The organism is Micromonospora sp. SD19 (assembly GCF_054462275.1).
The window spans coordinates 1-20,461 of the sequence record NZ_JBTLMN010000007.1; the positions used below are offsets into that span (position 1 = coordinate 1).

At 71.0% G+C, this 20,461-nt stretch carries 14 protein-coding genes and 1 rRNA gene; 9 read left to right on the top strand and 6 right to left on the bottom strand.

The window, feature by feature from the left end:
• Together rrf and ACX27O_RS22020 are read left to right on the top strand one after the other, a co-directional pair.
• Window positions 1-71, top strand: a 5S ribosomal RNA gene (gene rrf, locus ACX27O_RS22015); the annotation flags it as partial.
• 206 nt (window positions 72-277) lie between these two features.
• Window positions 278-529, top strand: a complete 252-nt coding sequence (locus ACX27O_RS22020) for a hypothetical protein (protein WP_051708133.1) — start codon at window positions 278-280, stop codon at window positions 527-529.
• Window positions 530-573: 44 nt separating this feature from the next.
• On the opposite strand, the gene ACX27O_RS22025 is transcribed toward ACX27O_RS22020, so the two are convergent.
• Complete coding sequence (locus tag ACX27O_RS22025; RefSeq protein ID WP_458940017.1) at window positions 574-2,394, bottom strand: VanW family protein; 1,821 nt, start codon at window positions 2,392-2,394, stop codon at window positions 574-576.
• 194 nt (window positions 2,395-2,588) lie between these two features.
• Between ACX27O_RS22025 and nudC the strand changes: the two genes are divergently transcribed.
• Entirely contained in the window at window positions 2,589-3,506 is a 918-nt protein-coding gene (nudC, locus tag ACX27O_RS22030; protein WP_210864915.1) for an NAD(+) diphosphatase, read from the top strand.
• Here the strand turns inward: nudC and ACX27O_RS22035 are convergent.
• Together ACX27O_RS22035 and ACX27O_RS22040 are read right to left on the bottom strand one after the other, a co-directional pair.
• Window positions 3,503-4,753 (bottom strand): lipopolysaccharide biosynthesis protein, encoded by a 1,251-nt coding sequence (locus tag ACX27O_RS22035; protein WP_374224216.1) that lies wholly within the window; start codon window positions 4,751-4,753, stop codon window positions 3,503-3,505. The two genes, nudC and ACX27O_RS22035, sit on opposite strands and share 4 nt — an antisense overlap.
• Entirely contained in the window at window positions 4,750-9,162 is a 4,413-nt protein-coding gene (locus ACX27O_RS22040; protein WP_458940018.1) for an alpha-(1->3)-arabinofuranosyltransferase, read from the bottom strand. Before ACX27O_RS22040 ends, ACX27O_RS22035 begins: the two co-directional genes overlap by 4 nt.
• Window positions 9,163-9,329: 167 nt before the next feature.
• Here ACX27O_RS22040 and ACX27O_RS22045 point away from each other — a divergent pair, with 167 nt between their 5' ends.
• The 3 genes from ACX27O_RS22045 to ACX27O_RS22055 are packed head-to-tail and all read left to right on the top strand — an operon-like array spanning window position 9,330 to window position 13,147.
• On the top strand, window positions 9,330-11,207 hold the full coding sequence (locus ACX27O_RS22045; protein WP_374224220.1) for a hypothetical protein: 1,878 nt from the start codon (window positions 9,330-9,332) through the stop codon (window positions 11,205-11,207).
• Complete coding sequence (locus ACX27O_RS22050) at window positions 11,208-12,917, top strand: hypothetical protein (protein ID WP_458940019.1); 1,710 nt, start codon at window positions 11,208-11,210, stop codon at window positions 12,915-12,917.
• Window positions 12,918-12,952: 35 nt separating this feature from the next.
• Window positions 12,953-13,147, top strand: a complete 195-nt coding sequence (locus tag ACX27O_RS22055; RefSeq protein ID WP_030328187.1) for a hypothetical protein — start codon at window positions 12,953-12,955, stop codon at window positions 13,145-13,147.
• Here the strand turns inward: ACX27O_RS22055 and ACX27O_RS22060 are convergent.
• Entirely contained in the window at window positions 13,132-14,310 is a 1,179-nt protein-coding gene (locus ACX27O_RS22060) for a glycosyltransferase family 4 protein (protein ID WP_156057253.1), read from the bottom strand. The genes ACX27O_RS22055 and ACX27O_RS22060 overlap by 16 nt on opposite strands.
• A 117-nt stretch (window positions 14,311-14,427) precedes the next feature.
• Window positions 14,428-15,684, bottom strand: coding sequence for an acyltransferase family protein (locus ACX27O_RS22065; protein ID WP_081883664.1), 1,257 nt, complete (start codon window positions 15,682-15,684; stop codon window positions 14,428-14,430).
• Window positions 15,685-15,795: 111 nt separating this feature from the next.
• On the opposite strand from ACX27O_RS22065, the gene ACX27O_RS22070 reads away from it, so the two are divergent.
• Window positions 15,796-17,001: a PorA family protein gene (locus ACX27O_RS22070; RefSeq protein ID WP_358127988.1), complete on the top strand. Its 1,206-nt coding sequence runs from the start codon at window positions 15,796-15,798 to the stop codon at window positions 16,999-17,001.
• A gap of 54 nt (window positions 17,002-17,055) precedes the next feature.
• Here ACX27O_RS22070 and ACX27O_RS22075 read toward each other — a convergent pair whose 3' ends face one another.
• A complete protein-coding gene (locus ACX27O_RS22075; RefSeq protein WP_051708130.1) occupies window positions 17,056-17,820 on the bottom strand; it encodes a class I SAM-dependent methyltransferase in 765 nt (254 codons plus the stop codon).
• Window positions 17,821-18,220: 400 nt separating this feature from the next.
• Here ACX27O_RS22075 and ACX27O_RS22080 point away from each other — a divergent pair, with 400 nt between their 5' ends.
• Window positions 18,221-18,835, top strand: a complete 615-nt coding sequence (locus ACX27O_RS22080) for a DUF6230 family protein (protein WP_030328177.1) — start codon at window positions 18,221-18,223, stop codon at window positions 18,833-18,835.
• 76 nt (window positions 18,836-18,911) lie between these two features.
• Window positions 18,912-20,408, top strand: a complete 1,497-nt coding sequence (locus ACX27O_RS22085; protein ID WP_458940020.1) for a DUF6114 domain-containing protein — start codon at window positions 18,912-18,914, stop codon at window positions 20,406-20,408.
• Window positions 20,409-20,461 lie beyond the last annotated feature (53 nt).

Below are 20,461 nucleotides of genomic sequence, written 5' to 3' on the forward strand. Positions count from 1 at the left end.
CGGAAGCTAAGCCCTCCAGCGCCGATGGTACTGCACTCGTGAGGGTGTGGGAGAGTAGGACGCCGCCGGACAATCTTTCAGAAAAGGCCACCCCTCACGGGGTGGCCTTTTCTGCGTCTCAGCCGCCAACGGGAACGGGTGGACCGTCCTTGAGCGTCAAGGTCGCGCTCGATCCAGGATGTAGTGGCTTTGGTTGTGTGCGGGCACCACGACAACCAGGATATTGCGCGATCTTGCGTCCGCCCCTGGGCCGGGTGCCCACGGATAGGCTCGGTCTGTGGACGAGGTCCTGATATTCGTGGTGTTCGCGGGCTGCGTGGCCGCGGTCCTGAGCACCCTGTGGTGGCTCGCATCCCGGGTCCGTCGTCGTGGCATTGGGGGCGAGGTCATGGGCCCGTTCGAGGAGATGTGGCACCCGGCGGCGCACCGCTTCCGGGCCGAGATCCGGGTGCAGGAGAGCCGCACGGTGCCGATGCCGCCACAGGGTGGGAGGCGCGATGGGGGCCCGGCGGCAACGCCGCCGAGCTGACCCACACCTGTGACTTCAGGAAAAAGGCCGACCTGGAGTGGACCTCAGGACGTCTTCGGGCCGCAGACGTAACGGGGTTCCGCGTCGTAGCGCCAGGTGAACTTCTCCCGCTTGACCACCACGCCGCCCTTCTTGATGACCCGGAAGGCGTCCTGGGTGAAGCCGTTGATGCCGTTGGTCTCGATGCACGAGGGCCCGGGGGTCAGGTGGATCTGCTTCGGCGTCGTGATGTTGCGGCGCGGGCCGTACTCCGTCTTCACACTGTCGTAGATCTTCGTGCTCCAGATCGACACGGTGACCGAGCTGGACGTGTACGACGTGTCGATGAGGACGCCGTACTCGGTGTTGTTGCGGAACTTGAAGTCCAGGTTGGGCCAGAAGATGGTCGACTCGATGACCGCCGGGTACCTGTCGAACCAGTACGAGTGCGGCTTGTGCTCGACGTCCTCCAAGCCGGCGTAGTAGGTCGCGTTGAACAGCGTGGTGGTGAACTGCGAGGTGCCACCACCGACCCCCGGCACCAACTTGCCGTCGAGGATGACCGGTGCGTCCCGGTAGCCCTGCGCGTAGCCGCGTTCCCCGGTGTGACCGTTGAGCGAGAACGTCTTCCCGGGCAGCACGACGGTGCCGTCCACCTTCTTCGCGATCGTGGCGATGTTCTGGCTGCGCGACGAGGCCATGCCGCCGGTGAACCGGGTGGTGAAGGTGGAGACCCGCTCCTTGATGCCCAGGCCGGCGAGCTTCTCCGCGGTCAGCTGCGGCGGCGTCGGCTTCAGCTCTCCGGTCACCTCGCGACCGTCTGCCTTTGGCAGCACGGCGAGCAGGTCCCGACTGAGCGCCGCTGTGTCCAGCTGCTGCCCGGACTGTCCGTCCTTCACGGTGGGCCGGCCACCGGCAATCGTCATCGTGGCGTCCTTCGGCGGCACCTCGATGGCGGCCAACTTCTCGCCGAGCGCGGTGCGCAGGCGCTTGACGTCCACCGTGGGGGTCAGCTTGCCGGTCTTGTCGGCGTTGAACCGCAGGCTCTTCGCGATGGCGGCGGGCGGGACCGTCACCGAGCCCTTGCTGGTGCGCAGGGTGACCGGTGCGGCCACCGCAGGCTTCGCAAGCTCGTTGACCAGCCGATCCAACTCCTCCGGGGTGGTGGCCGGGTGGGTCTCCACCAGGGGCACGGTGACCGGCTCGCCGGCCAGCCAGCCGGCGCGGACCACCTCGGCGGAGCGTTCCGGGTTCAAGGCCAGCCCGGGCTTGGGCTGCACCACCTTCGGGGTGGTGCCCTGATAGGTGATCGCCGGCATCGTCATCCCCTGGGCCTGGTCGCCGAGCACCTTGCGGAGCGCGTCGTCCAACCGGCCCACGTCGACCGTCACCACCGGCTCGACGGTGCGGGAGCCGACCAGCCGGCTGACCGGGTGCGCGTCGGCCTCGGCCGCCGCCGCGACGGTCGCCGGCACGTCGACGGCCAGCCCCACGTCGGCCGGTTTGATCTCGGCGGTACGCCCGTCGACGGTCACCTTCAGCGGTGTGGCCAGCGTCGCCGCCCGCCGGTCCAGCTCCGCCCGCAACTCCCGGTCGGCGTCCGCGCGGCTCCGGCCGCCCAGTTCGGTGCCGAGCACGCTGGTGCCACGGGGAACGTCACCGGCGTACGCCCAGGCGCCGGCGCCCGCCACGGCGGCGAGGACACCACCGGTGATGCCGGCGGCGAGCAGCATCCGCACCCGGCGTGACCGGCGCGGGCCGTTGTCGGGTTCGCCGGGAGCGGCTGTCGTGACCGGCTCAGGTCCATCGTCCGGCCAGGTGACGGCGGTGACCTGCACGGTGGGCCGGTCGTCGACAGGTGGACTGTTTTCGCCGTACAGCGTCACTGCAACCTCGATCGCCAGGGTGCCGCGGGAGGTCCTTCCCTCCCGGAGCCACCTACGGTAACGAATGCCCAGCCGTCCTCGTGGCTGCGCCCACCAGGCGCTGCCACCGCGTGTCGTACGGCGTGTCGCACCGAGCCGGGGGCGGTGCCGGGGGCGGTGCCGGGGGCGGATCACCGACGTGGCACGGTGACCGGGTGGGCACTGCGGAGCGGGTGTTGGCGTACGGGGGCGGCTGGCTGGACCGGGCAGGCCCGTTGCGCACCGATCCGACGCGGTTGAGCGAGCTGTTCGCCGAGCCGACCACGGTGCTGCTGGCCATATGGCGGGACCGCTGTCTCGTCGACGGCGACGGGCCGGTTCGGCTCAGCGCGGAGCGCGCGGCGCTGGTCCGATCCGCCGCCGCCGAGACCGTCTTCCTGGGGCTGGACGCGGAGACCGCCGTGTTCGCCGCAGACCTCTCCGACCTGCCCGAGCGGTCCGCCGTCGAACTGGCCGGTGCGGTGCGGTCCGTCGACGTGCGGGCCCTGGTCGGGCGACTCGAACCCGGTCACGCGGCCGTCCAGGCGTACGCCAGGGGTTTGTTGCACTGGCACCGGCAGCAGCGATTCTGCGGGACGTGCGGCGCGGCGGCCGTCACCGGCGGCGGCGGGCACCTGCGGACCTGCACCGGCGCGGAGTGCGGGCGTCTGCTGTTTCCCCGGATCGAGCCGGCGATCATCGTGTTGGTCGAGGCACCCGGTCCGCCCGGGCGGTGTCTGCTGGCCCGGCACGCGGGCGCGGCCGAGGACGCGTACTCGACGCTCGCCGGTTTCGTCGAGGTCGGCGAGAGCCTGGAGGACGCGGTCCGTCGGGAGATGGCCGAGGAGGCGGGCGTGACCGTCACCGACGTGACCTACCAGGGGTCGCAGGCGTGGCCGTTCCCCGCCGGCCTGATGGTGGGCTTCCGGGCCACCGCCACGTCCGACGAGGTACGCGTCGACGGCGAGGAACTGCTGGAGGCGCGCTGGTTCACGCGGGCGGAGCTGCGGGACCGGGTGGCCTCGGGTCGTCAGCTCGGTCGGGTGGACGCGATCGACCACCGCCTCCTGGCGGACTGGCTCGCGGAGGGTTAGTCGGGCTCGCCCACCGGTGCCCGGGCTGGCCGACGGGCCGCCACCGCCATGATGGCGGTGACGACGACAGCCGTGCCCAGGGCGGCGAGAAGGAGACCGGGGACGGTGTGCGGCCGCAGCGTCGCGGTGACGGCCACCAGGCCGGCAATGCCCACCCACAACGGCGTCGCCGCCCACCGCGTGCCGGCCGCGAGCCGGTCGTTGAGCAGCACGAACGTCACCGCGTAGAGGGCGCCGACCGCCGCGAAGAGGGGCGCGTACCGGCCGAGGTGGTCGTAGTCGGGCCCACCGGCGAGGCGGAAGGCGAGCCCTCCGGCGAGCGCCGAGGCGAGCACCAGGACCAGGCCGCATCCGCCGGTCACCGCGAGCGCAACCGTTCGGCTGCGCCGGTCACCGCGAGCCAGCCGCGGTAGGGCGAGGACGGCGGCGACCTGCGGCGCCCAGAGCGCGCCCTTGCTCAGCACGGTGCCGACCGAGTACGCCCCGGCATCCGACGGGGGCAGCAGTTGCCGGGCCAGCAGCAGATCGGCGTAGGAGACGACGAGCATCGCCAGCGTCGCACCGCAGCCGGCGACAATCTGAGCGACGGCCAGCCGTGGGACGTCGGACTGTCGTCCGGGCTCGCGGGCGAGTCGGGCCAGCACCGGCGGGGCGAGCGCGGCGGTCAGCGCGCCGGCCGCCAGCGCGCCGGTCGGTCCCGCGCCGAGCAGCAGTCCGGCGATCACGCCGCCGTAGCGGCCGGCGGCGAGCACTGCCATCCCGATGGCGAGTCGTACGAAGCGCTGGCCACCCTGCAACTCGCCGAGGGACCGGGAGGAGAGCACGATCGCCGCTGTGCTGACCGCCAGCAGTGCGGGCATCTCGACCGGGAGGTCCAGGGCGGTGACCAGCAGTGGCGTCGCCGCGATGAGGGCCCCCGCGCAGACGGCAGCGGTGATCGCGGTGAGCCGTCGAGTGTCGGAGGACCCGTGTCGGGCGTGGTGCACGGCGACGGCCAGTTGCAGACCGAGCCCGGGCACACCGGCGATGGCCACCAGACCGAGGGCGGCGGCGAGCGCGCTGAGGTCGGCCGGGTCGAGCCGCCGGGCGGCCAGCACCGGCACCACGTACGCCAGGCCGTTGACGAGTACGCCGGCCACCGTGACGCTGATCCCGGCCGCACCGAGACCGTTGTTCCGTCGGCCCGGCTCCTCCGTCTCCGCCGTCCGCTCTGTCGCCTTCGGACGGACGGGTCGCCGAAGGCTCACGTGATCTCCGAGAAGGTCGGACGCTGCCCGTCGGCCGGGCCGGTCGCCTGGTCCGGGCCGGTCGCCGGGTCGGGCTCGGCCGCGTCGGGCTCGGTCTGGTCGGGCTCGGTCTGGTCGGGCTTCGCCGCGTCCGGTTTCGACTCCTCCGCGACCAGCGCAGTCGCCGCAACGGCCGAGGTCACGGCGGTCGGCGTGGTCCGGCGTACGGGTCGTCGGCGGGCGGCGGTGGAGAGCCAGAGAGCACCCAGGGCGACGACGGTCGTGAGTTGCAGCAGGGCGTCGGTGTCGCGTTGCGTCGAATTCAGGTAGAGCCACCCGGCGAGCACCAGGAGCGCTCCCGGCAGCCAGGTCTCCACGGCCCGGCTGATCGTCCTGGCCCGACGTGGGTCAGCCGACCAGGGCAGGCGGCGTGGCCCGGGCACCGCCAGCATGAATCCGGCGGCGACCAGCAGGCCGCCGATGAGGCCGCTCCACAGCACCAACGCGCCGGCCCCGACCGCCAGCAGTGGCAGTGAGCGGGTGACCCGGCGTCTGCCACGCGGTAGGGCGCTCGTCGAGGTTCGCCCGGTGGGCTGGCGGGCGGGCAGCACCGCGAGGAGGACCACCGCCGCCAGCAGGACGCCGCCGAGCAGAAGGCCCGCCCGGTACGTCGTGTCCGGGGCGAAGCGGAGTACCACCTCCCCGGAGGTGCCAGCGGGAAGAATCCAGCCCTGCTGCCATCCGTCCACCACCAGCGGCTTCAGCGTCCGCCCGCCGATGGTCGCCTCCCAGCCGGTGTTGGTGTTCTCCCGAACGGCGAGTACGCGGTCGACGGGGTGGTCGGCCACCCGTACCCGCCGCTCGGTGGCCGTCCAGGAGCCGACCTCGATGGCGCTGGCGACCGCCGCAGGGGTCGGCGTGGGCGTACGCGGCACCAGGGCGACCCGAGTGGGCGAGGCGAGCTTGCTCGGTGTGGTCACGATGCGGTGCTCCCCGCGGCCCAGGTCGAGCTGTCGGGGCGTGTCCCGCCCGCACGGTGTCACCGCCATCTCGCGCAGTTCCAGCAGGTCGCGGAGTGTCCCGCGGAGCGTGGTGGTCACCCGGGACGCGCCGATCCGCAGCGTCGGACCCGACCCGCAGGCCAGCGTCACTGGTGCGTCGGGGCGCGGTTTGACCGTTGACGCTCCGGGCAGCACTGTCACCTCGCCGACCGCGACGGGCAGCTTCTCCGGCAACCGCAGCTTGTACGGGTCCGTGCTGGTGGCGGCCGGCTTGTCGAGGAACTGGATGGTGATCTCGTCGGTCCGCATCGGCGGGTCCAGGCGAAGGAGCCCGTCGTCGCCGAGCAGGCTGCTTCGGAAACCGTCGTCACCGACCACCCGCACACTGCCGAGGCGGGTGGCGGCCGCCTCGTCGTCCACGGAGAACCGGAGTCCGGTGATGGTCTGCGGCTTGAGCCACTTGAGGCGCAGGATCGGTGCCTCGTCGCTGACCGCCGGTGACCAACTGGTGGTCGGGTCCCCGTCGAGTGCCGCGCCGGCCCGACCTGTCGGGTCGGGAACGGCCGTCGAGGAGGCGCTGACCTGCGCCGCGAGGCGCAGTGGCTGTGCGTCGGCCACCAGCTTGTCGAGAGTGTTGTCCAGGTCCGGGCCGGCCGTCGGCCGCGCCCACAGCTTGGCCTCGTAAGCCCCGGCGGCGGGCAGGGTGAGGGTCCGGTCGATGCTGGAGGCGTCCTCGGAACCGCGGACGGCGTCGGTGGAACAGTGGGGGTGGCCGTCGACGGTGAAGCAGGCCGGGGTGGTGGGCGGCGCCGACACGACGACGGTCGCCGGCCGGTCGGTGGCCGGTGCGGCGGGAAGGACAAGGGTCCGGCTCGTCTGGACGCCGGGAATCGTGATCTCGGCGAGGCCGACCGACCCGTTGCCGAACGAGCGGAGGTCGTACGCGTCGTCGATCGAGATCTTGACCGTGCGGGTGGCGTGGACGCCGGGCAGCTCGAAGACCATGTGATCGCTGAACTGTTCGACGGTGCGGCTCTCGTACCCGGCGGCGACGGTCACCGTCGTGGGCAGGGCGTCGGCCTTCAGGTCGAACCAGACCTCGACCCGGGTGACCCGGGTCGGGTTGGCGAGGCCCACCTCGACCCACTGACGGTCGCTGGGCGAGTACGGCGCGGACTGCCAGGACGTTTCCGGATTGCCATCCATCGCCGCGTACGGCTGGTGCTCGGGGCGGGCACCGCCGGGGGAGTCCACCTGCGAGCGGGCGGTCGACGCGCGGATCGCGCTGATGCCCTCGAAACGGGCGACGGTGGACTGCTGCGCCCCCCACTCGGGCAGGTAGTCGTGGGCGGGCGCTGTCACCTCGAAGGTGTCGTCGGCGGTGAGAGTCTGTGAGGCGTTGTCGCGCGAGCGGCCGAACGACACGTCGCGCCTGCGCAGCCCGTCGGTCATCGCGACCGGCCCGGCGATGCCGGCCGCCGTCGCATCGCCGGCCAGGACCGTCGGCGCCGTGCCGAGCTGCCCTGCCGCGGCGAGGTCGAGGAGCGACTCGGGGCCGCCCACAACTGTGGTCATGGCGTCACGGTCGTACGCGACAACCGGCTCGACCGGCCGGTCGACCCGGTAGACCTCCAACGCTCGCACGGGCACGTCGAGCCCCTGGTCGCGGAACTCGTCCGGGGACGAGGGCCCGCCGCGCAGGGGGCCGAAGGAGGTGACGCGGGTCAATCCGGGTGAGCGGTCCAGTGCCTGGCGGACCACAGCCGGGCGGGCCGTGTCCGAGCGGCCGTGGTCCAGGTCGGCGCGGAACAGGACGTGGCTGATCCCGGACCGGGCGAGCAGGTCGGCCAGGCCCGCCGACCCGGCGCCGGTGGCGAGTGTCGACTCGATCGCGTCCAGCAGCCGGATCGTGGTCGGTGGGGTGAAGGGGATGGAGTTGCGTACCGCCCACCGGCTGTTCAGCAGCGGCTGGGCGATCTCATCGGTGGTGTTGCCCCAGTCGTACGAGGGGAAGCGCGCCCCGGGTACGACGAGTACCCGCCCGCGCCCGGTGTTCGCGTCGAGCCAGTCGGTGGCCTCGTGCCAGTAGCCGGGCACCGCCTTGACGCCGCCTGGCGTGGCGAGACCGCCGGCGAGCGCGGGCGTGGCAACCGCCGTGACGGCGACCATGGCCACACCGGCTGTGAGCCAGGCGCGTGCGACAGTTCGTGGGCGGTGCTGCTCGGGCGCGGTGCGTGCCGCGCGGATGGCCAGGCCGATCAGGTGCGCCATACCCAGGGCCAGGGGCAGGCGGAGCAGAACGTCGAACTTGTGCACGTTACGCAGGGGGGCACCGACGCCGTCGAGGAACTCCCGCTGCGGGCCGGCGAGGATGTTCGGCAGGTCACCGACGTGCCCGAGACCGACGAGCGCGGCGCCCAGCACCAGACCGGTGATGAGGAACCGGCGGTGCGGCATCCCGCGTCGGGACAGCCCGAGGACACCGAGGGCGGCGACCACCAGGGTGGCGGCGACCAGTAGCGCCTCGTTGGCGAGTCGTGCGCCGGCCGGAAGGATCGGCCCGAACGGGGTGGCGAGGTAGGCGAGCCAGTAGGAGGCGCCGCGGAGGGTCGTCACCGCGTCGGTGACGCTGGTCGTGTTCCGGGCGGTCTCGATGTAGTCCAGGAAGGGTGGGCTGTACCGGCCCAGAACGAGCAGCGGAACCAACCACCACGCCGTGGCCAGCGCCACCGCGCCACACCACGCGGCGATGGCGGTGACGCGGCGGCGTACGGGCTGGAGGGTGGCGAGCCAGAGCAGGGCGAGTGGCACCACCGCGGCCACGGCTGTGGCGTTGACTCCGCCGGCGCAGGCGACGGCTACGGCCGACCCGGCGACGGCGCGCCGCAGCGGGGTGCCGCCGGCGAGGCCCACCAGCGGGATGAGCACCCAGGGGGCGATGGCGCTGGGCCAGGACTCGACCGAGGCGTAGCCGAGTTGGGTGAGGATGCGGGGTGACAGCGCGAAGGCGACACCGGCGATCATGCGTCCGGCGGGCGTGCCGATACCCAGCCTGCCCGCCAGCCGTACCACTCCCAGGTAGGCGACACAGAAGATCAGCGCCCACCACAGCCGCTGGACCACCCACGGCGCGATGCCAAGTTCCGATCCGAGCAGGAAGAACGGGCCCATCGGCCAGAGATATCCGTACGCCTGGTTCTGTAGCTGACCGAACGTGCCGTTGGGGTCCCAGAGGTGCAGCGAGCGGAGCAGCCAGCCGGCTGGGTTGACACTCAGGTCGATCTTGGTGTCGGGGACGACCTGGCCCGGGGCCTGCTGAAAGGCGAGGGCGGTCAGCGCGATGCAGATGACCAGGTGCCGGAACCGTCGGGCCGTGTGCCGGCTTCGACTGGACACCGGAGCGGCGCCACCGGTCACCTCTGCACGCATTTCGGCTCCTGTCTTCACCGGCCGGACGCGCACCTGCAGCCGACTACTGTCGCGCGACGTTATCCGGACCGGGCACGGACGGGCGACCAGGGGCGCTGCGGTGGCGTTATCGGGAGAACGGCCGTCCCCACGGCGTGTAAGCGTGTGGCAGGCTGCCGACCATGTCAATGCCAGAAGCTGAGGCCGAGACGCATCCGGAAGGCGTCACGTCCGACGGTGACCGGCCGGGGCCGATCGGCCGATGGGTCCGTGCCGACCGCGTCCGCGCGGTGGCGATCGCCCTCATCGTCGTGTCCGTCGCCTGGCGCGCCGGCCTTGCCACCCGTGGCTGGTTCTCGCAGGACGAGTTCGTCATCGCCGCCCAGGTCCTCGACACCCGGTTGGACGCGGACTTCCTCCTGCGTACCTTCAACAACCACCTCATGCCCGGCGGCCTGCTGGTGGCGTGGGCGATGGTGCGGGTGGCGGGCTTTGTCACCTGGCCCTGGGTGCTGCTGCTGGCGGTCGGCCAGGCGGCGATCGGGTTCGCCGTCTACCGGTTGCTGCGCGATCTGCTCCGACCAGGCTGGGGGCTGCTCATCCCGCTGTGCCTGTTCGTGTTCAGCCCGCTGACGCTTGAGGTCTCCTCGCTGTGGTTGGTCGGGCTGCTCGTGATGCCGATGCAGTTGGCCCTGGTCATGGCGGCGACGGCCCAGGTCTGGTACGTGCGGACCGGTCGGCTGCGACACCTCGTGGTGGTTGTCCTGTGGGTGGTGTTCGGCCTGCTCTTCGACACCAAGTCCCTGCTGATCGTGCCGCTGCTGTTCCTGCTGACCGTCTTCCTCTTCACGTCGGGCGGCCCCTGGCGCAGCCTGGTGACGACGGTCCGCCGGCACTGGCCGGCGTGGCTGGTGCTCGGTGCGCTCTCGGGGGCGTACCTGGCGTTCTATCTGACCCGTCCCGCCCGCGAGTTGGACGAACCCACATCCGTCGGTCAGGTCCTCAAATTCCTCGGTGACCTGGTCGGCGAAACCGTCGTTCCGGGTCTGCTCGGCGGACCCTGGCGTTGGGCGTACGCCGGTGACGGTCCGCCGGCCGTGAACCCGTACGACATCGCCAAGTGGCTGTCGTGGGCGGTGCTGGGGGCTCTCATCGTGGTCACCGCGCGGCGGCGCCCGTCGGCCCGGCGGGCCTGGTTGCTGCTCGCGTGCTACCTCGGGCTGGTCGCCGCGCTCTTCGCCGTGACCCGCCTCGGTGGGCCGCTCGGCTCGTTCGTGGGCATCATTCCCCGGTACGTCGCCGACGTGGTGCTGGTCGCCGCGATCTGTGTCGGCGCGGCCCTGTTGGGGACGAAGGACGCCGATGAGGACGACGTGTCCGCGTGGCCGCTGCCGACCGTTCTGCGGGAGCCGGGTGCCTTCGCGGTCGGTCTGGTCTCGATAATCGTCGTCCTGGCCACCATCGGGGTGGGCACGCTGTGGAGCACGGCCCGTTTCGGGGACAACTGGAGCACCAAGTACGGACGGGACTACCTCGCGACGACGCAGATCGAGCTTGCCGCCGCCGCGCCGGGCACCGTCTTCCTGGAGACCACCGTCCCGGACCGCGTCATCGCCGGCTACTTCTGGCCAGACAATCTCCAGTCGCACTTCTTCCGCCCGGCCGAGCGGCGGCCCACCTTCGTGGAGGAGGCCGAGAAGCCGTTCATGTTCGACGACTTCGGCCGGATCCGTCCGGTAGTGGTTCAGGGGCGGAAGGTCGTGCCCGGGACGGTGCCCAACTGCGGGCACCTGGCGGAGGGTGGTGTACCCGCCCGGATCCCGTTGGACGGGTACCTGGAGGAGTGGCCGTACGCGGTCCATTTCGGCTATGTCAGTTCGGGCGACTCGACGGCACTCTTCCGTCTCGGGGACGCGGTCCGGGTAATCACCCTGAAGCGCGGGCTGAACGACGTGTTCTTCCTGCTGGAGGGGGCTGGGGACGCCGTCGAGGTCACCGTGAGCACCTCGGGGGTCCGGGTGTGCACCCAACTGATCACCGTCGGCCGCGCGGTGCCGGCACTGTGAATGGTTGAGCAGACCACCGGCGTCGGGGCCCCACCGGTGCGGCGGGCGCGGGACACGTTGCCGCTGTACGCCGTTGCGGCGGCTGTCACGGTGCTGGTGCTGGCCCCGCTCGCGGCACCGGGATACGCGCTGCTGTACGACATGGTGTTCGTACCCCGGCAGCCGCTGAGTTGGGATCTCGTCGCCCCTGCGCAGACTCTGCCCCGGGCGGTGCCGATGGACGCACTGATGTCCCTGGTCACCCAGCTCGTGCCGGGCTGGGCGGTGCAGCGGGTGGCGCTCGGTGGAGCGGTTCTCCTGGCCGCGGTCGGTGCCGGCCGTCTGGTGCCGACGGAACGGCTCGCGGTCCGATTGCTGGCCGCGGTGGCGTACGCGTGGACGCCGTACCTGGCCGAGCGGTTGCTGATCGGACAGTGGGGGCTGCTGCTCGCGTACGCCGCGCTGCCCTGGTTGGTCCGGGCGGCGCTGGACCTGCGGGCGGGTCGTGACGGCGCGCTCGCCCGGGTGGTGCTCGCCGCGGCTCCCGCCGCGATCACCCCGACCGGTGGGTTGATCGCGTTGGGCACTGTGGCCCTGCTGGTGCCGGACCGGACGCGCCTTCGCCGGTCGGCGCTCGTGGTGGGCGGCGTCGCGTTACTCAACGCCCCCTGGGTGACCGCGGCCCTGGTCACCGGCGCTGGCGGGTCATCCGATCCGGCGGGGGTGGCGGCGTTCGCGGCGCGTTCGGAGAACTGGGCCGGTCCGCTGGTGGCGCTCGCGGGTACGGGTGGCGTCTGGAGCGCACAGGCGACCCCCGCCAGTCGCGCTGCGCCGCTGGTACCGCTGGCGACCCTGCTCCTGCTGGTCCTGGCCGGTGTCGGTACCGGCCTGCTGCGGCGCCGGGTGCCCCCGGGTGTGGCGGTGCGGCTGGCGCTGCTCGCCGGGATCGCCTGTCTTCTCGCTGCCCTCGGGGTACTCCCCGGTGGGGCCGCCGTGTTGCGCTGGGCGGTGGTGCATCTGCCGGGTGCGGGGCTGCTTCGAGACGGCCAGAAATTCCTGGCCCCGTACGCTCTGCTGCTGGTGGTGTGTGCCGCGTTGGGAGCCGAGCGGTTGGTGGCCAGGATCGACCGGGAGGTGGCGGGGGTGGTTCTGGTCGGCCTGCTGCTCCTGCCGGTGGCCGTCATGCCGGACCTTGCCTTCGGCGGTGCCGGTCGGCTTCGTCCGGTGAGCTATCCGGCGGACTGGCAGGCGGTGGCCGAGCGGGTGGCCGGCGAGCCGGGGGAGATCCTCGCGCTGCCGCTGTCCGCCTACCGGGCCTACCCATGGAACCCGGGACGTATCGTCCTGGATCCGGCGCCGCGCTATCTGCCGGGGACGGTGCTGACCGACGACACGCTCCGGGTCGGCGACGTCGCGGTGGCCGGGGAGAACCCACGGCTCCGCGAGGTGCGCCGGGTGCTGGCCGAGGGGCGGCCCGCCTCGGCCACCGGTGTGCGCTGGGTGGTCGTGCAGCACCAGGGGCCCAGCGAGGTCGACCCGGCGACCCTTCGTGATCTCGAAGTCGTCCACGAGGGACCGTTTCTCACTCTCTACCGAAACCCGGCTGTTCCTCCGGAATCGGACGCCCCTGGACGTGGTGCGTGGGCCGTCGTGATGGCGCTCGGCGCTGCCCTTCTGGTGGTCATGGCGGCCGCCATTTCGGCACTACACCGGCGTCCTACCGCGTGGTAACGTCCGCTCGCACGTCTCGCCATTGGAGGATTGGCATGCGTAGAGCTCTGACCCTGGTCGTCTCCGGCATGGTGGCGGCGTTGCTGGGGATCCTGGCCCTCGGCGGGCTCTCGGCCGCCGCGACCGCCACCGACAAAGAGGCGGCCAACGAGGCCAAGAGTGTTTCGGAAGCGGCCAAGCGTGCCGGAAAGAAGGACCCGTACGCCCCCGAGGTCTACGGCGACAGGTAGGACGGCTCGCCCCGCTGCTGCACTGGGCGGGGCGACTCCACCCCGCTCAGCAGGTCCGCGAAGCGCCCACCCGCGACCTGCCAGGTGAAGCTCGCCGCGTGCTCCCGGGCCTGCGCCCCCATCTCTCGCCGCATGTCGTCCTCGCGCAGGAGCGTGCGCACCTTCGCCAGGTAGTCGTCGATGTCGTCGGCCAGCAGGCCGGTACGCCCGTCGACGACAGCTTCGGCGACCCCACCCGCTTCCCGGAACGCAACCGTTGGCGTGCCGGCGGAACCCGCCTCGACAATCGTCAGGCCCCAGCCCTCCTTGAGTGACGGGGTCAGGGCGACCCAGGCCGAGGCGAGCAGAGCGGCTTTTTCCTCCTCCGTCACAAAGCCCCGGAAGTCCACCCGCTCGGTGATGTCCAGCTCCGCGGCGAGTTCACGCAGGTGTGACTCCCACCAGCCCTGGCCGGCGACGACCAGCCGCAGCTGGGGCAACTCGTCGGCGAGGGCCGCGACCGCCCGCAACGCCACCTCGACCCGCTTGTGTGGCACCAGCCGATTCAGCGTCACGAGCAGCGGGAACGGCGCCCGCTCGGCGTCGGTGCGGGGCAGCGCCGGGGTGCCGTTGTGCACCACGGCGACCTGCTCCGGCGGTACGCCCAGCACGGCCAGCTCGCTGCGGGTGGCCTCAGAGACGGTGACGTACCGGCACCGCCGGTAGACGCGCACAGCCAGCGACGACTCGACCCACCAGCCGAACCGGGCGGCCCATTTCGGAAGGACCACCGGCCACTGCTCGCGATGCACGTGGTGGATCAGCTTGACCACCGGGCGCCGTGCCCACAGCGGGGAGAGGAACGGCAACCCGTTGCAGACGTCGACCAGGATGTCGGGCCGGCCGCCCCGACGGCTCGACAGCGGGCCCACGCCCAGCGCGCCGGCCAGGTAGCTGAGCGCCGCCCAGAGGTAGACGGTGTGTCTGCCGCCGCGCCGCACCAGCCGAACGCCTGCCTCGTTGACCTCGTCGCCGGGTGCCTCGCTGTGGGCGGCGCAGAAGAGGGTCGCGCGGAAACCGCGCGCCACCAACTCGGCGGCGATCCGTTCCACGTACACCTCGGAACCGCCACCCTCGGGGTTGCGGGTGTCTCGCCAGTTGAGGAACAGCACGTGTCCGGGCATGCCGAAGCGACGCTCCACGCGAACCCTACTCTCAAGTAATTTAGGGACGCGCGTCACACTAGGGGGCCGGGGTGCCGGCCGGCAATGCCCTGATGGGGCAGCGCTGATCGACTGGCGTTACGTGCCGACAGTGGGTGCCGGCGTGACCGTCGGCGCCGCGACGGCCGGTGCGGCCACGTCGACGGTGGGTGTGCCGGACGCCTGCCCGCGCCTGGCCGGTCGCTTCCGACGCTGCGATCCGAGCACCTGCAGGGGCCGCTCGACGCCGTAGTAGCTGACGGTGGCGTACATCAGGCCGAAGACCATGGTGAGTGCGAAGGTGTTGAACAGTCCGCCGGTGAAGAGCGGTCGGTCGTCGATCAGGTAGATGAGTTCGATGACCAGCGGGTGCCACAGGAACAGCCCGTACGAGACGGTGCCGAGCCATCGGGCCGACTCGGCGGCGAAGATTTCCTTGGCCCGCGTCCGCCCGCCGAAGGCCACCGGGATCAGGATCAGCGTCGCGATCGCGAGGTACAGGGCCAGCTTGACCGCGAACTCGGCGGCTGTCGGACCGGTGAGGTCGCGGGGTCCGGCGATGGGCGTCGTCGCGATCGCCATCAGGGCGACCGCCGCTGCCCAGCAGGCAATCGGCGCCGAAGCGAGGTCGTCCAGTACGCGGAAGGCGGCGGGCGCGGTCCCGGTGCGCAGGGCGACGTGCGCCGCCGCCAGGGCCATCCCCGCGCCGAACCAGGCCGCGTACGAGGGGAGCCACATGGTGTGCAGGCCATTGCTGAGCCAGCCGATCCCCAGCAGCGCAAGCCATCCGGCGGTCACCAACAAACCCCCGCAGACGATCACGACGGTTCGGACGGGACGCCACGACCGACCAACAGCGAGCACGGCGATCAGCGGCAGGATCAGGTAGAACGCGACCTCGGTGGCGAGACTCCAGGTCTGGCTGAGCCCGGAGCGCAACTGGCCCGGCTCGTAGATCTGGGTGAAGGTGAGATGGCGAATCCAGTCACCGACGGACGCCGGCCGATTCTGCGGCAGGACGATCAGGCAGACCAGCACCGCCAGCCAGTAGGCGGGCAGGATTCGTAGCGCCCGCCGCCAGAGGTACCGCCCGGCGCGCGGTCGGGCCTGTCCCGTCGCGGCGTTCAGGGCCCACGGTCGGAACAGCAGGAATCCGGAGAGCACGAAGAAGATGGCAACGCCGACGTCGAGCCGAGCCAGCCAACCGCCCCACGGGGTGTTCATGGTGGCAGCGGTCTGGAACCCGATGTGGTGACCGACGACCGCCACGGCGCCAATTGCTCGCAGCGCGTCGAGTGCGGGGAGTCGGTCGGTAACCGAAGTCTGCGGAATTGTTGGCGCGGCGGCTGTGGACATCTGGACATCCAGGGGGTCGCTTTGAAGGTGACCGGGGAGTAACCTCCCGCCATGTTAAGGATCGGGTGCCCCGGACAACAGGTCGTAGGGCGGCAGGCTACAGGAGGATGAGTGAAGCTTCGCGTGGGCGCCGCGCTCTTCGGGCTCGGTGTTTTGTTGCTGGTCTTCGCGGCTGGGCTGCCGTTCTACGTGGCCCCTTCCGTGACCAAGCTCCCGTATGACCTTGAACCAACGACGTCCGTCGCGGAGGCAAAGAACGCCAAGTTCCTGAAGATCACTCGCGTCGGCGAGTCGGTGAGCATCGAGGTCCTGCAAGGTGACCTCGTCTCCAGCGTCGAGGTCATTCCTCAGCCGGACGACACAAGGGACCGGCTACCCGAGGACCTCAAGGGCGACGCGGTGATCTGGGACGTCTACCAGACCGTCAGGCGTGCCGACACCCCTGATGTGGTCAGCCAGTACAGCACCGAGCTGGCTCTCGACCGGATCTCCGGCGCGGCCGCCCCGTGGAAGGAGCAGTGGCTCAACGAGAGCGGCGCGGAGCAGACTCCGGTCGGGAACGTGACCTACTCCGGCCAGATCTACAAGTTCCCGTTCGGCACCGACAAGCGGGACTACCAGGTTTTCGACCGTGACCTGAAGCGGGCCGTCCCGGCGAAGTTCGTCGGCACCGAAAAGATCAAGGGCATCGAGGCGTACCGCTTCGAGCAGCGCATCGAGAACGAGGCGCTCAACACCCCGGAGGCGAGCCTCAAGCCGCTGCTCGGCAGGTTCGCCCCCACCGCCACCAGCGGTCAGATCGTCTACAGCAACACCCGTACGCTCTGGGTCGACCCGGTGACGGGCTCCTACGTGAACGTCCGGGAACAGCAGAAGAAGGAGTTGCGCCCGGACACCGGCACCGCCACGGTGTTGCTGGACGCGGACTTCAACTACAACGACGACACGGTCAGCCGCAGTGTCGAGACGGTCAAGGACAACCGCTTCAAGATCGGCCTGATCAGTTTCTGGGGCCCGATCGCCGCCGGTGTCCTCGGTCTGATCGCCCTCGTCGTCGGCGTGTGGCTGGTGATGCGGAACGACGACGGTGCCGCCCGGCACCGCGCCGACGCGGCTGTGGCACCCGGCACCGACCCGACCCGTACCCGGGTGGACCAGGAGCCGGTACGCGACGCGGACACCGCCGAGCAGCCCCGGACCGAGCCCGCAGGCGGTCCACTGACCGACGAGATCCCGCCGGCGTCGACGAACTGGAAGTCCGAGGACCCGACGGTGCCGACCCAGCGTCCGGCGCACGGCGAGGTCGAGCAGCGCTAGACGGGTACGACGCGATGCACGTTCGAGGGGTGGACCGCGGGTGCGGTCCACCCCTCAGTCGTGAGGCGGCGTCTGCCTCGGATGCCCTGCGTGGCGCACGGCGTACCGCGTGCAGACCCAGTCTTCGCTGTACAGCCGATCGCGCCACTGCCCGACGATCTCCCCGTCGTGTGCGGCCATGAGCCGCACCATGTCGGCGTGCGGTACGACCGTCATCTTCATCGGCGCCGGGTAATTGAGCAGGTGACGCTGTGCCCAGCTGATCAGGCGGGCCGGCGCCAGGTGCCAGACGATGCCCCTGGCCGTGTGCGCCGGTTCGGTGGGGAATCCCACGACGGCGGTGCCGCCTGGCCGCAACACGCGCAGGAACTCGGCCAGATAGCGATCGATGGCGGGGCGCGGTAGGTGTTGCAGCACCAGGGCGCTGTAGACCAGGTCGAAGTGACCGTCGGGGAACTGGCTCAGGTCCGGTGCGTCGTTGAGGACGAACCGGATGTTCTCGGCGCTCTGGTTCAGTCGCCGGGCGGTCTCCAGCATCGTCGGAGCGATGTCCACACCGACGACCTCGTCCGCGTGTGGGGCGAGTGCCTGCGACAGTCGCCCGACGCCGCAGCCGAAGTCGAGCACCCGCTCCCAGCGGGTGGGCAGGCCGAGTTGGCGAAGTTGGCCGGTCGTCTCCTCGACGTCGGTGCGGCCGGTGGCCAGGAACTCCCCGACGTCCCACCGTCCGCCGCGTTTGCCGGGCTCGACGAGTACGGCCCAGAGCGGATCTTCAGCTCCGAGCTTGGTCCAGTCGCGTCGCACGTCGTTCAGATGCACGCCGAAACCCTAGGACCTCGGGCCGCTCGGTGGGGTCCTGCTGTCTCCGGGATCGCCTGGATGTTCGGGCGAGAGGACGAGCCGAACGGCTCTCCGCAGCCTGCGTACTTTACATCCGTTACCTAATTGTAATTCCTCGATGCCCTGCGACTCTCTGCTGTCGGGGGGCGGGGTTGTGCCGCTTTTGTCGCCTGCCGAGGCTTCTGTCCACACAGGTAGTTCCACGAATCGTGACGTCGACCGTCTGTTGGATCGCCCTCCTGTTACCGCCGGATGGTCAGGGGGTTGTGAGTCGCGCCGCAACGGGTGCACGATCAGGCTCGATCGTTACCCGCCGGTAACACATGCCGTGCCCGGTGCGAGGCCGCCAGTCCGGGACCGGCCACCTGAGGAGGAACCCGTGCAGGATCGCTTTGAGGATCAGGGCCGTACCCGTTGGCGGCGGTTCGCCGCCATGGCGGTCCCCGCCACCGCCGCCGTCGGCGCCATCCTGTTCGGCATGTCGACCGGCGCCATCGCGTCCGACGTCACCGTGTCCGGACAGACGTTCAAGATCGGCGCGGCGCGCCTCGAGGGCGACGGCTTCAAGCAGTACGGCGGCGTCGTCCGCGAGAAGGGTGAGGACGGCAGGACCCACCCGATCGCCGTCGCCGAAATCAGCAGCGCGGAGCTCTACAACCTCTGCCAGTCCATCCGCTCCGACCTGCCCGGCCTGCCCGTGGTGCTCACCATCAACGCCGGTGAGGGCAAGGAGCCCGCCCGGGCCAAGGACCTGCTGATCGCCATGGACTCGCTCGACGGCAACGCGACGTTCACCAACATCAAGATTGGCCGGGACGCGAGCGACCTGAACGCCACGGCGCAGAAGGGCTCATTCGGCCAGAACTCCGACCACGTCAGCATCACGAACCTGCAGCAGGTGTCCCGGTACACCACGGCGGCCACCTTCAACCTGGTCGGACTCCGGTTGAAGGTCAACGTGGGCGACGAGGCCAAGGGCAAGGAGTGCTTCTGAGGTGAGTCGGGCCCGCGGTGGCCGACCACCGGGGGTGCCGTCCCCTTCCCCGTCCCCGCTCCGCCAGGAGGAGTACGTGACAACCGCCAACGCGTCCCACGCCCGGCCCGGCGGCACGGCCCAGGCGTGGCAGACCTTCCGCCGCTGGCAGCGGAGCCGACCGTTCTGGGGAGGCCTCTTCGTCGCCCTGGCCGGGGTGGAGATGTTCGCCTCCACCCGGATGACGATCAACGGCCTGAGCTTCCACAGCGGAGCCACCGGTCTGCTCTCGCTCCTGATCCCGGTCATCCTGGTGACCTGCGCCCTGCTGCTCTGGTTGAGCCCGACGCAGCGGCTGTTCTACTCGGTCGTCGCGGCGGTCACCACGGTCTATTCGCTGATCGGGCTCAACCTCGGCGGCTTCTTCGTCGGTCTTCTGCTCGGCATCGTCGGCAGCGCGCTCGCCTTCGCCTGGACCCCGACCCGACCCGCGCCAGCCGCTGCCGACCTGTCCGACACCGAACTGCCCCTCACCGAACGAATCGATGCGGATCAGGCAGACGCGGATCAGCGCGGAGTCGAGCGGCTCGACACGGAGCGGATCGGAGTCGGGCAGACCGACGCGGCCGGCGAACCGGTGGACCGCCCGGCGAGCGACGCGACCGACGCGGGAGCACCCCCCGAGTGGCCGGGACGTCCTGCTGATCCGCGGGTGTTCGGAGTCGCGCTGCTGGTGCTGGGCCTCGCCGCGGCCGGCCTGGCCACCCAGCCCGGAGCGGTGCAGGCCGCACCGACCCGACCCGCCGCGACCGCCTGCCCGACCCCGTCCCGGTCCGTCACGCCGTCGCGCAGCCCCTCCACTCCCACCAGGACGCCGACCCCGACACCGAGCGTCAGCCCGGAGCGGGACGGCAACATCATCACCGACATCCTGGATGGAATCGGGGACCTGCTCAACGGTGGACGCGACGAGAAGACCGCGACGCCGGCGGCCACCCCGACCGCCAACCCGTCGGCGAAGCCGACAGTCACGCCGACGGCCCGTCCCGGGTCCACGGCCTGCCCGTCACCGAACCCGGGCGGGTCAGGTAAGCCCGGGACCACGACACCCGACAAGCCAGACAAAGCGGAGCCGGGCAAGCCGCTGCCCCGCATCGCGGCCGACCCGAATCTGCCGATGGTGGGCGAGACGCCGTCCAAGCTCACCGGCTCCAAGGTCACCATGACCGGGCTGCGGTTCGACGGGACCACCGAGCTGCGGACCGAGAAGGGCAGCCTCAAGGTGCTGAAGTTCAGCATGCGGGAGGCGGTGACCGACGACTTCCTGCTGGTCGCCGACGGCCCCGACGGGCGCACCCAGCGGTACAAGACCGACCGGCTGACCGTCCGCGGTGACGTGGCCTTCTACTCCACCCGGTTCGTCGGCAAGCTGCTCGGCATCAAGCTCACTCTGACCCCGGACCTGCCGTTGCCGGACGGGATCCCGGTCACCCTGCCGATCTCGATCACGTTCACCGACCCGGTCATCGATCTGGCGTTCGTCACCAGTGACACGCTGACCGCCCGGCCCTCGTTGGCGCTGGCACTCGGCTGAACGACAACCGTCCCGATGGCTCCGGGTGCTGGCGGTACGACGAACCGCCAGCA

What these genes read in the sequence shown, in the direction of transcription:
- ACX27O_RS22040 (WP_458940018.1), bottom strand. Translation starts at nt 9,162, where the DNA reads ATGCGTGCAGAGGTGACCGGTGGCGCCGCTCCGGTGTCCAGTCGAAGC.
- ACX27O_RS22045 (WP_374224220.1), top strand. Translation starts at nt 9,330, where the DNA reads ATGCCAGAAGCTGAGGCCGAGACGCATCCGGAAGGCGTCACGTCCGAC.
- ACX27O_RS22050 (WP_458940019.1), top strand. Translation starts at nt 11,208, where the DNA reads ATGGTTGAGCAGACCACCGGCGTCGGGGCCCCACCGGTGCGGCGGGCG.
- ACX27O_RS22055 (WP_030328187.1), top strand. Translation starts at nt 12,953, where the DNA reads ATGCGTAGAGCTCTGACCCTGGTCGTCTCCGGCATGGTGGCGGCGTTG.
- ACX27O_RS22060 (WP_156057253.1), bottom strand. Translation starts at nt 14,310, where the DNA reads ATGCCCGGACACGTGCTGTTCCTCAACTGGCGAGACACCCGCAACCCC.
- ACX27O_RS22065 (WP_081883664.1), bottom strand. Translation starts at nt 15,684, where the DNA reads ATGTCCACAGCCGCCGCGCCAACAATTCCGCAGACTTCGGTTACCGAC.